The following is a 12,579-nucleotide window of genomic DNA, read 5'->3' as shown; positions in this document are numbered from 1 at the left end:
TTCACCCCCCCGTTCCCTCCTCGTGTACGCGCACGACGTAGTCTTCGATGATCGGGTTCGCGATCAGCTGTTCGCACATCTTCTCGGTGGCGGCCTGCGCGGCCTCCGCCCCTTCCGCTTCGACTTCGAGCCGGATCAGCCTTCCGGCGCGCACGGAGCGCACGCCGTCGTAGCCCAGGTTGCCGAGCGCCCTGCGGATCGTCTCGCCCGCCGGGTCGAGGATCCCCCCGCGCGGCGTGATCCGGACATCCACCGACCAGACGCGGTTGGGGCGGCTCATGCGGGCGCCTCGTAGAGGTCGTGTCCCGCGATGCGCCGGAACGCCTCCAGATAGCGCTCCGACGTCGTGTCGATCACCTCTCCGGGCAGCGCGGGCGCCGGCGGCGTCTTGTCCCATTCCCCGCGTCCGGCCATCGCCTGCAGGTGGTCGCGCACCGGCTGCTTGTCGAGCGAGGGCTGGCCGCCCCCGATCCGGTACGAAGCCGCGGGCCAGAAGCGGGACGAATCCGGCGTCATCACCTCGTCGATGAGGATGATCCTTCCGTCCGGGGCGCGGCCGAACTCGTACTTGGTGTCGGCGAAAATAATCCCTCGCTCACGGAGCGTGTCGCGGCCCGCCGTGTAGAGTGCGAGGCTGATGTCCCGCAGCTCCGTCGCGAGTTCCGTCCCCACGATGTCGCACATCTGATCGAATGTGATGTTTTCGTCGTGGAGGCCCTGTTCGGCTTTTGTCGAGGGTGAGAAGATCGGACTCGGGTATTCCTCGGACTCCCGAAGACCCTCCGGGAGAGGTTCGCCCGCCAGCGTCCCGTGGCGGCTGTATTCCTTCCAGGCGGAGCCCGAGATGAAGCCGCGCACGACGCACTCCACCGGGAAGGGCTGCGCCTTCTCGACGAGCATCCCTCGATGGCCCCAGACATCGACCGTGTCGGCGAGTTCCGGCGCCGCCTCGACGATGCCCTCGGGCGTGCTGGCGATGCGGTGGTTGCTCACGATGTCCGTCGTCCGGTCGAACCAGAACGCCGAGAGTTGCGTCAGAACGGCGCCCTTGTGGGGGATCGGGTTCGGGATCACGCAGTCGAAGGCGCTTATGCGGTCACTGGCGACCATCAGGATCCGGTCGCCGAGGTCGTACATCGAGCGGACTTTACCCTTGCGGAGCAGCGGCAGCGGAAGGTCGATGTCATGTAGCGCGGTCGGCGGGTTCGTGCCGATCGTGGTGTGGGTCATGGCGTCCTTTCGGGCGAAGCTCGGGTTCATACGCGCACTTCCTCGGCGGGCCGCGGCGCCTCCGCGGCCTCGAACAGCGGGTCGATACGGGTGGCCAGGAAGCGTTCGACCTGGCGGGCGGAGCGGCCCACCAGCCGGTGCGGATCGGCCAGCCCGTCGAGCGCCTCCATGGTGAGCCCGAAGGCGCCGTCGCCGGCGATGCGCGTGAAGAAATCGTTGTCCTCCGCGCCCTCGTCGAGCCGTTCGCGCGCGGCCAGCGCGTGCCCCCGCACCCGTTCGTGCAGATCCTGCCGGTCGCCGCCCCCGCGCACGCCGGCGATGAGGATCTCCTCGGCGACCATGAACGGGAGGGCCCGTCCCAGCCGGCGCGCCACGACGGCCGGGTGGACGACGAGCCCCGCGCCCACGTTGCGCGCGAGGATGAGGAGCGCATCCGCCGAGAGGTAGCCTTCGGGAAGCGAGATCCGGCGGTTGGCGGAGTCGTCGAGTGTACGTTCGAACCACTGGACCGAGGCGGTCCACGAGGCGTTGAGCTCGAGCGTGCACAGGTGCCGAGCGAGCGCGCAGATCCGCTCGCTCCGCATCGGGTTGCGCTTGTAGGGCATCGCCGACGAGCCGATCTGCCGCTTCCCGAACGGCTCCTCGATCTCGCCGAACGCCTGCAGGATCCGGATGTCGTGACCGAAGCGCGCCGTCGAGGCGCCGATGCCGGCGAGGACGGCGAGCGCCCGGTGGTCGACCTTCCGCGGGTACGTCTGGCCGATGACGTCGTATGTGCCCGCGAACCCGAACCGCTCCGCGAGCCGCTCGTTGAGCCGGTCCACCTTGCCGCCGTCGCCCTCGAACAATTCGAGGAACGTCGCCTCCGTGCCCGTCGTTCCCCGGGCGCCGCGGAAGCGGAGTTCCGACCGCACGGCCTCGATCTGCTCGAGGTCGAAGAGCAGGTCCTGGAGCCAGAGGCAGGCGCGCTTGCCGATCGTCGTGGGCTGGGCCGGCTGCAGGTGCGTGTAGCCCAGCGTCGGCTCACCCACCTGTTCCCGAGCGAAGGCGGCGAGGTCGCCGATCGTGCCCAGCAGCCGGTCCCGCACGATTTCGAGGCCCTGCCGATGCTGGATCAGCCCGTGGTTGTCACCAACGAAGGCGCTCGTCGCGCCGAGGTGGATGTACTTCCGGGCTTCAGGCGCCACTTCGCCGAAGTGGTGCACATGCGCCATGACGTCGTGCCGGAGTTCCCGCTCGATCTCGGCGATACGGTCGAGGTCGATCTGCTCCCGCGCCGCGTGCATCGACACGATGGCGTCGTCGGGGATCTCGACGCCGAGCGCCCGCTCTTCTTCCGCGAGCGCGATCCACAGGTCGCGCCAGACGAGCGCCTGCGTGCGTGGGGAGAAGATTGCCGCCATCTCGCCAGAGGCGTAGCGGTCGATGAGAGGATGTGGGTAGTGACGTTCCGCCATCAGCAGTCCGTGGCACAGCCCCGCGTCGCACCGAGAGCGGTGAGGCACGCTCGTGACGAGGCGCGACAAGGGAGCATAGCAGAGCTATGTGACCGAGGAGCAACGATGAGCGAAGCGTTCACGGGCGATGGATCGCCGTTCGAATGCAGCGGAGTTGTTGCAATGGGCTGCACGGCGCACAGTCCGATCCAGCGGCCCTCCCGGGGCGACCTCGGTCGCCGTAAGGTCGAAGTCTAGCCTTTGATCGTCACCGGCAAAAGTCCCGCCGCCGTCACCGGACGCGGAACGGCTGGAGGTTTCCGATCTCCGTTCCGCGGGCGATGTAGAGCTGAACCCAGCCGTCTCCCGCCCGGGCGTAGTACCCGAACAACTCACCCGCCTCCTCGGCGGATCGCACCTCGTTCCGGTTGATGCTGATGATGACGTCGCCCTCGCGGAGTCGCGTGCTCCGCGCCTCCTCGCCGACCGAGGCGATGAGCGCCCCGAAGTCCACGGCCAGACTACGCTCCTGCTGGATCTGCGGCGTGACGGTGATCAGCCGCAGCCCCGCGAGGACCTCGATCCGCTCGGCTCGACCCGTAGGCACTTCGTCGAGCCGGAGCTGAGTCTGAAGTTCGCTCCCCGCCCGGCGGAACAACACGTCCACGGTCGCACCGACGCCGGCATCCACGAGCCCCACCTGCCAGTCGAGATCGTGGTTTACGTCGCGGCCGTTGAGCGTCACGATCTCGTCGCCCACCTGCAGTCCAGCTTCCTGGGCCGGTGTACCGTCGTAGACTTCAACGACCAGCGGCCGGCCGAAGACCGATTCCGGATCCTGCCGGTCGGTGAGCACCTGGAGGCCGGCCCAGGGCCGCCTCACCCGCCCGAACTCGAGGAGCTCGGCGGCGACCACGAGCGCGCGGTCGATGGGGATCGCGAAGCCCAAGCCCTCGGACCCGCCGGATCGCGAGAAGATCGAGCTGTTGACCCCGATGACCTCGCCGTCCGCGTTGGCCAGAGGTCCGCCCGAGTTGCCGGGGTTGATCGACGCGTCCGTCTGAATCATGTCGGCGTACAGAACCTCCTGTCCGCTCGACGACTGGATGTCACGACCCACACCGCTCACCACCCCCGAGGTTACGGTCGCCTCCGTGTTCCTGAGGGCATAGCCCGATGGGTTACCGAGCGCGACGGCGGGTTCTCCGATGAAGAGATTCGAGGAGGTGCCGAGCGGGGCCCCGGGGACACGGTTCGGGGGGATCCGGACCACCGCCAGGTCGGTGAGTTCGTCGAAACCGACCACCTCCGCCTCGAATCGCTGACCCTCGGCGTCCACCACCTCGATGCGGTCCGCGCCGCTGACGACGTGGGCGTTGGTCACGATCGTCCCAAAATCGTCGATGGCGAACCCCGACCCGAGACCCGACTCGATCCGCGCCCGCCCGCCACGGCCCAGGAAGCGGTCGAACATGTCCCGTGTCTGAACGGTCCGCTCGGTGCGCAGGCTCACCACCGACGGCAGCACGCGGAATGCGGCGACGACCGTCGGCGTGCGCCGGGCGCCCGAGATATCCGTGAGCGACTGCGGCTCGAGCGCGGGCCCGGCCATCGACGTCTGCGTAAACGGACTCTGCGCAGGCTGGCTCTCCTCGAGGTCAGCCGTGCGATTCCCGAGCGCCGTCACGACCGCGCCCACGCCGAGGCCGGCGAAGACGAGCACGGTGGCCGCGACGAGGACGCGCGCGGCCGCAACCATCGTTCGTCCGGTTCGACTTCCGTCCGTCATCGATTCAGTCCGTTCAGTCCGTCTGTGGGCGCTGTCTGCGTGCTCGTGATCATCCCGCTTGACGTCCTCATTAGAAAAAACGCGCCGCCGCACACGAGAGTTGTACGCGGAACAACGTCGAAGGATTCATCCGGGGAGCCAAGGGACCTCGGGGTCCGCGTTCCACGCGTTCGCGTAGCGCACACCGGTGAGATAGAGGCCGCCGGGCGGGGCGGGGAAGACGGGTCTCGTGCCTGCTTCGCCTCCCAGCATGCACTCGAAATCCTCGAACGGCCGTCGTCCGGCCGCGATCTCGATGGAGGTTCCCACCAGGTACCGCACCATGTGGTGAAGGAAGCGGTCGGCGACGATCTCGAGGAAGACGAAGGGAGGGCGGTCGAAGCGCCAGGCGGCGCTTCGGACCCGGCAGCGCGTGCCACGTTCGGGCTGGCCCGCGCGGGCAAATCGTTCGAACGAGCGCTCTCCGGGCAGGGCCGCGGCCAGTCTTGCAAGCACCTCGGGGTCGAGCGGCCAGCCGGGGCTCCAGCAGCGGTCGCGCAGCAACGGCCGCTTCCGCTCGCCTTCCGCGACCACGTAGCTGTATCGACGTGCCTCCGCGTCGAAGCGCGGATGAAAGTCCCCCACCGCCTCCCGCACCTCCCGGACGCCGACATCAGGGGGAAGCGTGGCGCCCAGAGCCCGGCCCAGTTCGTCCGGGTCCCACGTAAGAGGAGCCCCGAAAGCGATCTCCTGCGCCGTCGCGTGGACCCCCCTGTCGGTGCGCCCGGCGAGGTCGATCCGGGTGGGTCGGTCGAAGAGCTTCGACAGCACACCCTCGACCGCACGCTGGACGGTGCGCACACCGGGCTGTAGTTGGGAGCCATGGAACGAGGTCCCATCGTACTCGATGGTGGCCCGAAAACGGGCGAGAGAGGCCGCGGGGTCTGACATCCGCGAAGACTAGCAGGGGAACCAGGTGATGGACACGATCCGCCGCGTGCTTTCCGGAGAGACGCTCGATGCCGCCACGGCCGAAGCCGCGTTCGACCGCTTCATGAGCGGCGAAGCCACGCAGGCCGAGATGGCCGCGCTCCTCACAGGCCTGCGGATGCGGGGCGAGACCCCGGCCGAGGTCGCCGGGGGCGTCCGCGCCCTGAGGAAGGCGATGGTCCCGCTGGAACTCGACGACGACCGCATCATCGACACCTGCGGGACCGGCGGGGGTACGCTCACGACCTTCAACATCTCCACTGCGGCCTCCATCGTGGCCGTTGCCGGCGGCGTCCGCATCGCCAAGCACGGCAACCGCTCCTTTACCTCGAAGTGCGGCAGCGCCGACGTGCTCGAGACGCTTGGCGTCCCGATCCAGCTCCCGCTCGAGGACGAGAAACGGATGTTCGAGGAGACCGGCTTCGCGTTCATGTTCGCGCCGGCGCACCACCCGGCCATGCGCCATGTGGGGCCCGTCCGCTCGGCGCTCGGCGTCACCACGATCATGAACCTGCTCGGACCGCTTGCGAACCCCGCCGGCGTCCGACGGCAGGTCGTCGGCGTCGCGCACCCCGGCCTGCAGCGCCTCGTCGCGGACGCCCTCCTCGAACTGGGCCACGAGCGGGCCCTGGTCGTGCACGGGGAGCCCGGCATGGACGAACTGAGTCCCCTCGGCCCGACCCGCGTCTTCCAGGTGGAGAACGGAACCCTCTCCGAATTCGAGGTCACGCCCTCCGGCCTCGGCTGGCCGGACTACGACCCGGGTGATCTCGCGGGGGGCGAACCGGCCGAGAACGCGGAACGGGTGAGGCGGGTTGTCTGCGGGACCGAGGGCGGGGCCGGCCGCGCAGCCGTCGTACTCAACGCAGCAGCCGCCTTCTGGGTCGCGGGCACCGTCGACACGTTAGCCGAAGGCGTCGCCGCTGCCGAGCGATCGATCGATTCCGGGGCCGGACGGGACCAGCTGGAAGTCCTGCAGGCGTTTGAGCCAGGGGTCGGATCGCTTCGGTGACGGGAACCTCCGCCCCGACGGTTAATTGTGGGAGGTGGGTGGCCGTCGGGACGGGTACTCTCGGGGAGTTGAGAGCGGTCCTCCGTCTTTGCAGCGTCCGAGGTCGATACCTCGGAGAAAAGGTCCTGCAGGCGCCCCCGCGGGTCAGTACCGGCGGATCACTCCGATCACCACGCCCTGGATCGCGACCTGCGACGGGTTCATGTACAGTGGCGCGAGCGCCGGGTTGGCGGGCTGCAGCCGGATCTGTCCGCGCTCCATATAGAACTTCTTCATGGTCGCGCTCTCATCATCGACAAGCGCGATCACCATCTCGCCATTGTGTGCCGTCTGCCGTGACTGAACGATCACATAGTCACCGTCGCGAATCTGCTCGTCGATCATCGAATCGCCACGCACCCGAAGCACATAGTGCTCGCTCAGGGAGCCTGAGATCATGTCCTCGGGGACGGAGACCGTCTCCTGTTCCTCGATGACCTCTATGGGCTGCCCCGCGGCCACGTTCCCGTACAGTGGCAGCTCCACCGCGGCGACCTGGAGTTTTCCCTCCACCAGTTCGATCGACCGACTCTCGTTATAGTTCTTGCGGACGTATCCCTTCGTCCGGAGGTTCTCGAGGTGCTCGTGAACCGTCGCGAGCGATCGGTAGCCGAAATGTTCCGCGATCTCCTCGAAGCTCGGCGAATATCCGCGGAACCGTATGAACCCCTCGATGAAGTCCAGCATCTCGCGCTGCCGCTTCGTGAGCGCCATCGTTTTCCCGTCCTCCGGTAGCTGATTCCGCTGCTGACCCCTTGCGGGGTACCGAACGAGTCCCGAATCTACCCGAACAAGCACCGAATCGCAACCCCGACGGGCGGAAACTTCTCGCGATCCGGGGTTTTGCCACGAACTGCCGACAGGTACAGCTTGGCGCCATGACACCGAACACGATCCTCGACGAGATCCTCGCGGCGAAGCGCGAAGAGGTCGCGCGGCTCCAGTTGTTTCGGAGGGCGGTGCGCGCGCAGGCTGAAGAGGCGCCTCCGCCGCGGGGGTTCGAGTCTGCCCTGCGGCGCCCGGGTGAGGTCTCCGTGATCGCCGAGTTCAAGCGTCGCTCGCCTTCGGCCGGAGAGATCAACCCCTACGCGCAGGTGGCCGGCGTGGCGAGCGTGTACGCGTCGGCCGGTGCGGCAGCGATCTCCGTCCTCACGGACGAGCCGTACTTCGGCGGGTCGCTCGACGATCTCCGGTCGGCGAGGCACGCGGTCGGCGTCCCCATGCTGCGGAAGGACTTCATCCTGGACCCCGTGCAGCTCTACGAAGCACGCGCTGCCGGCGCAGACGCGATCCTGCTCATCGTCCGGGCGCTCGGCGACACCCGGCTGCGCGAATTCCTCGAACTGTCGAGCGAACTCGGTCTCGCGGCGCTGGTCGAGGCGCACGACGGGGAAGAGATCGACCGGGCGCTGGAGGCGGGTGCCCGTATCGTCGGCGTAAACGCGAGGGACCTCGCGACGTTCGAAGTCGATATCGAGGGCTCGCTGCGTCTGATCAAGAGGCTCCCGGCGGACGTGGTCGCGGTGGCCGAAAGCGGGATCCGGTCGTCGGAAGACGCGGCGGCGGCCGGGTCGGCGGGGGCGGACGCGGTTCTCGTCGGCGGCTGGTTGATGGCGGGCGACCCCGGGGCGGGTGTGGAGGCGCTCGTCGGCCACCCGCGGCGCCCTCGCAGCGGCGCGATGGAGGCGGCGGGCGTCGAGGCTGACTACGAGGCCGCCTTCGATGGCGACGGCGGGCCATGACCCCGGTTGAGGTGAAGATCTGTGGCCTCAGGAACCCCCGGCATGCGGTGGAGACTTCCCGGGCGGGAGCGGACTACGTCGGCGTGGTGTTCGCCGGCCGGGTGCGGGAGGTAACGGCCGAACAGGCCGGGGCGGTCGTGGGAGCACTGGAAGACGGGGCGCGCGCGGTGGGCGTGTTCCTGGACGCGAGCCCGGCGGACATCCTGCGCCGGCGGGACACCGCGGGCTTTCACATCGCTCAGCTCCACGGCACGGAACCGCCCGAAGCCTGCGAAACCCTTCGGGCGGAAGGCCTGGGCGTGTGGAAGGCGATCCGGCCCGCCTCGTCCGACATGTTGCTCCAGCAGTGGAAAACGTACGCGGACGCGGCCGACGCGATCCTCGTCGAGGGCTTCTCGGCGCACGGGCCCGGTGGAACCGGCGCCTCGTTCCCGCACGAGTGGCTGGCGGGACTGGACCGGGACGAGTGCGCGCTCGTACTCGCCGGCGGACTGAACTCGGACAACGTGCGGCGGGCGATCCATCAAGGACGCCCCGACATCGTCGACGTCTCCTCGGGTGTCGAGCGAGCCCCGGGAGAGAAGTCTCTCGACAAGATCCTCGAGTTCCTGGCGACCGTCCGGGAACCCGTGGCCGCCGAATGAGCGACATGAGGACCGGCTGGTTCGGCGACTTCGGTGGGCAGTTCGTGCCCGAAACGCTGATCCCGGCCCTGGACGAGTTGACTGCGGCCTGGGCCGACGCCCGCGGCGATCCCTCGTTCCGGGAAGCCCTCGAAGCCAGCCTCGCGGACTATGTGGGCCGGCCCACGCCCCTCTACCGCGCGTCCCGCCTCGGCGAGGACCTCGGCCTCGAGTTGTGGCTCAAGCGCGAGGACCTCAACCACACCGGCGCCCACAAGATCAACAACACGATGGGCCAGGCGCTGCTCGCGACGCGGATGAACAAGGCCCGCATCATCGCGGAGACCGGCGCGGGTCAGCACGGCGTGGCGACCGCGACCGCCTGCGCCGTACTCGACTTCGACTGTGCCGTCTATATGGGCGAAGAGGACATGCGCCGGCAGGCGCTCAACGTCGAGCGAATGGAACTGCTCGGCGCCGAAGTGATCCCCGTCTCGAGCGGAAGCCGGACGCTCAAGGACGCGACGAACGAGGCGATCCGCGACTGGGTTACGAACGTGGACACGACCCACTACATCATTGGCTCCGTCGTCGGCCCGGCCCCCTATCCGGCTCTCGTGCGCGATTTTCAGCGCATTATCGGTGATGAGACGGCCGGGCAGCTCGCCGAGCGTGGGGTGCGGCCCGACGCCGTCTTCGCCTGCGTCGGGGGCGGTTCGAACGCGATCGGCATCTTCACGCCCTTCCTCGAGGGCAACCGGGAGCGCGCGGAAGGGAAGCGCGTCGCGCTCGTCGGGGTGGAGGCGGCGGGCCACGGCCTCGACACGGGGCGGCACTCGGCTTCGCTCACGGCCGGCGAGCCGGGTGTGCTTCACGGCAACTACAGCTACCTCCTCCAGGATGACGACGGACAGGTCATTCCCGCCCACTCCGTCTCGGCCGGTCTCGACTATCCCGGCGTGGGTCCCGAGCACGCCTGGCTCAAGGAGACAGGTCAGGTGCGCTACGAGTCGGTGACCGACGACGAGGCCCTGGCCGCATTCCAGGATCTCTGCCGGCTCGAGGGTCTGATCCCGGCGCTCGAGAGCGCGCACGCGCTGGCGGGCCTGCGGCGCGAGGCCGCGAGCTGGGCCGGACGAAACGTCGTCATCTGCCTCAGCGGACGGGGCGACAAGGACGTGGAGGAAGTCGCCCGCATCCTCGACCAGGGCGGGAGTTGACCGTGGCCTTCATCGACGTTCCGGATCCGTCGGAGATCCCCGAACAGGACCGTGTCGCGGATGACGACAACATCATCCGCGTTCACGGAGTCCATAGTCGCACCATCCCCCTCCACTACGATCTCTACCGTGAACTCATGTACGGGGCAGGACCGCTGTCCCGCACTCAGCGCGAGATGATCGCGGTCACGGTATCGGGCCTCAACGACTGCCACTACTGAATCGTCCATCACGGGGAGGGTCTCCGTCGCCTGCTCGCAGTCACCGGTCGCTCCGATGAGGAGAACGAGCGGCTCGTCGCCGCGCTGGCCGAGGACCATGCCACCGCGGAGCTGGACGAGACCGACCGGGCGATGCTGGACTATGTTGTGCGGCTGACGCGCACCCCCGGCGAGATCGCCGAAACGGATGTCGAGGCTCTGAGAACGCATGGTTTCGACGATCGTGCCATCCACGACATCTGCGCGGTCACGGCCTACTACGCGTTCGTGAATCGGATCGCCGACGGGCTCGGCGTACAACTCGAAGACAAGAGAGGCTGACGACGTTGGCTACCCTCCCCCCGGCGGCTCCCGGAAGTGTGCCACCCAACCTGGACCATCTACTGCTGGGAACCGCCGACCTGCGCGACGGCGTGGCGTGGGTGGCCGACCGTCTCGGTGTCGAGGCCGTGTTTGGCGGCCGGCACGCGAACCTGGGCACCGCGAACTACCTCCTGTCGCTCGGCAGCGACATCTATCTGGAGATTCTGGGCCCGGACCCTGAAGCTCCATCCGGAGGCGAACCGCCCCCGTTCGGGATCGCGGAACTCGAGGAACCCAGGCTCATCACATGGGCGGCCCGGGCGACCAACCTCGCCGCGCTCGCCGCACAGGCTTCGGATCGGGGCGTACCCCTCGGGCCGGTGCGGCCCGGTTCGCGGCTTCGGCCCGACGGGAGTGAACTTCGGTGGGAAGTCACGGCCCTGACCGCCTTCCTTCACGATGGCCTCGTGCCGTTCTTCATCGACTGGGGAACAACCCCGCACCCGGCCCGCGCCACGCCGGCGGGCGGGCAGCTGCTCTCCTTCCGAGCCGAACATCCGGACCCTGCCGCGGTACGTTCCACGCTGGCCGCGCTGTCTCTGGCCCTCGAGGTGGACGAGGGACCGGAGCCCGCGCTGCTGGCAGGGATCCGCACCCTGAGCGGCGATGAGGTGGAGTTGCGCTAGAAGTGTCGCGTCGCAAGTTCGCAGCGGTCGCGGAAGAGGCGAACCTTCAAGGTTGGAGCAACGATTCCATGAAACACGGATATCTGGTCGGCCTGGGCCTTCTGGCGCTGGTGGCGGCCGGCTGCGTCGATGACCCGGCCGCGCCGGAGCCGGAGGGGGGACCGATCACGCTGGCGGCGGCCGTGGCCCAGAGCGGACGCCACGGCGAACTGGGAAGCGCAGTCGCGCGCGGATACCGCCTTGCGGTGGAGATGATCAACGAGAAGGGGGGCATCCGCGACCGGCCGCTGCAGCTCGTGCTGCGGGACGATGGGAGCGACGCGGAGACGAGCGCCCGCCTGTACGCGGAGTTCATCGCCTCGGATACGATCGACGTCCTGCTGGGCCCATATAGCAGCCCGATCACCGAGGCCGTGCTGGCCGTGACCGAGGCCGCCGGCATCCCGCTGGTGGCGCCGGCGGCGGCGCCCGAGCTGTGGACGGGACGGCAGAGGCAGTGGAGCGCCCAGCTGCTGAACCCAGCCCCCAGCTATCTGAAGGGCTCCGTGGAAGTGGCCGCCCTGGTGGGGGCTCGCGCCGTCGCCCTGGTCCACGAGGACACCTCGTTCCCGGCGGCGGTGGCGGACGGCGTGCGCGAAGTGGCCCGGGCGCACGGGCTCGACATCGTCATGGACGAGTCCTACGCGGTCGGGGCGGCGGACCACGAGGCGGTCGTGGCCGCGGCCCGCGATGCGGGCGCGACTCTATTCATCGGCGGGAGATACGCCACCGACGCGATGGAATTCGCCAGGGCCGCGGCTGCCGTGGGCTACCAGCCGCGCCTGATGAGCCTTCTCCTCGGCCCCGCGGAACCCGACTTCATCGACGCGGTGGGCGAAGCGGGGCGCTGCGTCGCGGGCAACGCACCCTGGGACCCGACGATCCGCACGTCGGGTTTCATCTCGGACAGCGAGACGATGGTCCAGCGCTATGAGGCGGCGCACGGAACGACACCCGGCTACCATCCGGCCGCGGGCTTCGGGGCGGTGGAACTCCTGGCCGAGGGGATCGACCAGGCGATATCCGCCACGGGAGACGCGGACCGCACCGCGATCCGCGACTTCCTGTTTACGGCCATGACCCAGAGCGTGCTCGGCCCGTTCGGCGTCTACCCGCTCGAGGACCCGAAGGCCGGTGCGCAGCGCGCCCTCACGGGTCTCCAGGTCCAATGGCAGGACGACGGTGCGGGCGGCCTCGCCCTGCGCATCATCCACCCCTGGGCCATCGCGAACGCGACCCCGTGCCTGATGCGCTGATCCCGGCCTCTGCT

14 protein-coding genes are annotated in these 12,579 nt (G+C 68.8%); 8 read left to right on the top strand and 6 right to left on the bottom strand.

All coding sequences use genetic code 11. The features are described 5' to 3' along the window. Position 1: 1 nt before the first annotated feature. The 5 genes from purS to truA form a co-directional block, all read right to left on the bottom strand. Complete coding sequence (gene purS / locus ACN9M6_RS01095) at positions 2-280, bottom strand: phosphoribosylformylglycinamidine synthase subunit PurS (protein ID WP_419161068.1); 279 nt, start codon at positions 278-280, stop codon at positions 2-4. Further along, a complete protein-coding gene (locus ACN9M6_RS01090) occupies positions 277-1,260 on the bottom strand; it encodes a phosphoribosylaminoimidazolesuccinocarboxamide synthase (protein ID WP_419161067.1) in 984 nt (327 codons plus the stop codon). The genes purS and ACN9M6_RS01090 overlap by 4 nt, the downstream gene beginning before the upstream one ends. After that, on the bottom strand, positions 1,257-2,687 hold the full coding sequence (gene purB, locus ACN9M6_RS01085; RefSeq protein ID WP_419161066.1) for an adenylosuccinate lyase: 1,431 nt from the start codon (positions 2,685-2,687) through the stop codon (positions 1,257-1,259). Before purB ends, ACN9M6_RS01090 begins: the two co-directional genes overlap by 4 nt. A 271-nt stretch (positions 2,688-2,958) precedes the next feature. Continuing rightward, entirely contained in the window at positions 2,959-4,425 is a 1,467-nt protein-coding gene (locus ACN9M6_RS01080) for a trypsin-like peptidase domain-containing protein (RefSeq protein WP_419161065.1), read from the bottom strand. A 156-nt stretch (positions 4,426-4,581) separates the two neighbouring features. Continuing rightward, positions 4,582-5,385 carry a tRNA pseudouridine(38-40) synthase TruA gene (truA, locus tag ACN9M6_RS01075; RefSeq protein WP_419161064.1) on the bottom strand — a complete coding sequence of 268 codons (804 nt, stop codon included), beginning with the start codon at positions 5,383-5,385 and terminating at the stop codon, positions 4,582-4,584. 28 nt (positions 5,386-5,413) lie between these two features. On the opposite strand from truA, the gene trpD reads away from it, so the two are divergent. Continuing rightward, positions 5,414-6,436: an anthranilate phosphoribosyltransferase gene (gene trpD / locus ACN9M6_RS01070; RefSeq protein WP_419161063.1), complete on the top strand. Its 1,023-nt coding sequence runs from the start codon at positions 5,414-5,416 to the stop codon at positions 6,434-6,436. A gap of 144 nt (positions 6,437-6,580) precedes the next feature. Here the strand turns inward: trpD and lexA are convergent, their stop codons facing one another. Beyond that, entirely contained in the window at positions 6,581-7,189 is a 609-nt protein-coding gene (gene lexA, locus ACN9M6_RS01065; protein ID WP_419161062.1) for a transcriptional repressor LexA, read from the bottom strand. A gap of 164 nt (positions 7,190-7,353) precedes the next feature. On the opposite strand from lexA, the gene trpC reads away from it, so the two are divergent. The 7 genes from trpC (at position 7,354) to ACN9M6_RS01030 (ending at position 12,565) form a co-directional block, all read left to right on the top strand. Next, entirely contained in the window at positions 7,354-8,217 is an 864-nt protein-coding gene (gene trpC, locus ACN9M6_RS01060) for an indole-3-glycerol phosphate synthase TrpC (protein WP_419161061.1), read from the top strand. Continuing rightward, on the top strand, positions 8,214-8,861 hold the full coding sequence (locus ACN9M6_RS01055) for a phosphoribosylanthranilate isomerase (RefSeq protein WP_419161060.1): 648 nt from the start codon (positions 8,214-8,216) through the stop codon (positions 8,859-8,861). The genes trpC and ACN9M6_RS01055 overlap by 4 nt, the downstream gene beginning before the upstream one ends. Next, on the top strand, positions 8,858-10,060 hold the full coding sequence (trpB, locus tag ACN9M6_RS01050) for a tryptophan synthase subunit beta (protein WP_419161059.1): 1,203 nt from the start codon (positions 8,858-8,860) through the stop codon (positions 10,058-10,060). Before ACN9M6_RS01055 ends, trpB begins: the two co-directional genes overlap by 4 nt. A 2-nt stretch (positions 10,061-10,062) precedes the next feature. Then, positions 10,063-10,281 (top strand): hypothetical protein, encoded by a 219-nt coding sequence (locus ACN9M6_RS01045; RefSeq protein WP_419161058.1) that lies wholly within the window; start codon positions 10,063-10,065, stop codon positions 10,279-10,281. 132 nt (positions 10,282-10,413) lie between these two features. Then, positions 10,414-10,602 carry a carboxymuconolactone decarboxylase family protein gene (locus ACN9M6_RS01040; protein WP_419161057.1) on the top strand — a complete coding sequence of 63 codons (189 nt, stop codon included), beginning with the start codon at positions 10,414-10,416 and terminating at the stop codon, positions 10,600-10,602. A gap of 38 nt (positions 10,603-10,640) precedes the next feature. Further along, positions 10,641-11,270: a VOC family protein gene (locus ACN9M6_RS01035; protein WP_419161056.1), complete on the top strand. Its 630-nt coding sequence runs from the start codon at positions 10,641-10,643 to the stop codon at positions 11,268-11,270. Between the two features lie 68 nt (positions 11,271-11,338). After that, positions 11,339-12,565, top strand: coding sequence for an amino acid ABC transporter substrate-binding protein (locus ACN9M6_RS01030; RefSeq protein ID WP_419161055.1), 1,227 nt, complete (start codon positions 11,339-11,341; stop codon positions 12,563-12,565). Positions 12,566-12,579 lie beyond the last annotated feature (14 nt).

The sequence above is a fragment of the Candidatus Palauibacter sp. genome, assembly GCF_965197445.1.
GTDB lineage: Bacteria > Gemmatimonadota > Gemmatimonadetes > Palauibacterales > Palauibacteraceae > Palauibacter.
Note: the sequence above shows the minus strand (reverse complement) of the source record. Positions and strands in the feature narration are given on the sequence as shown.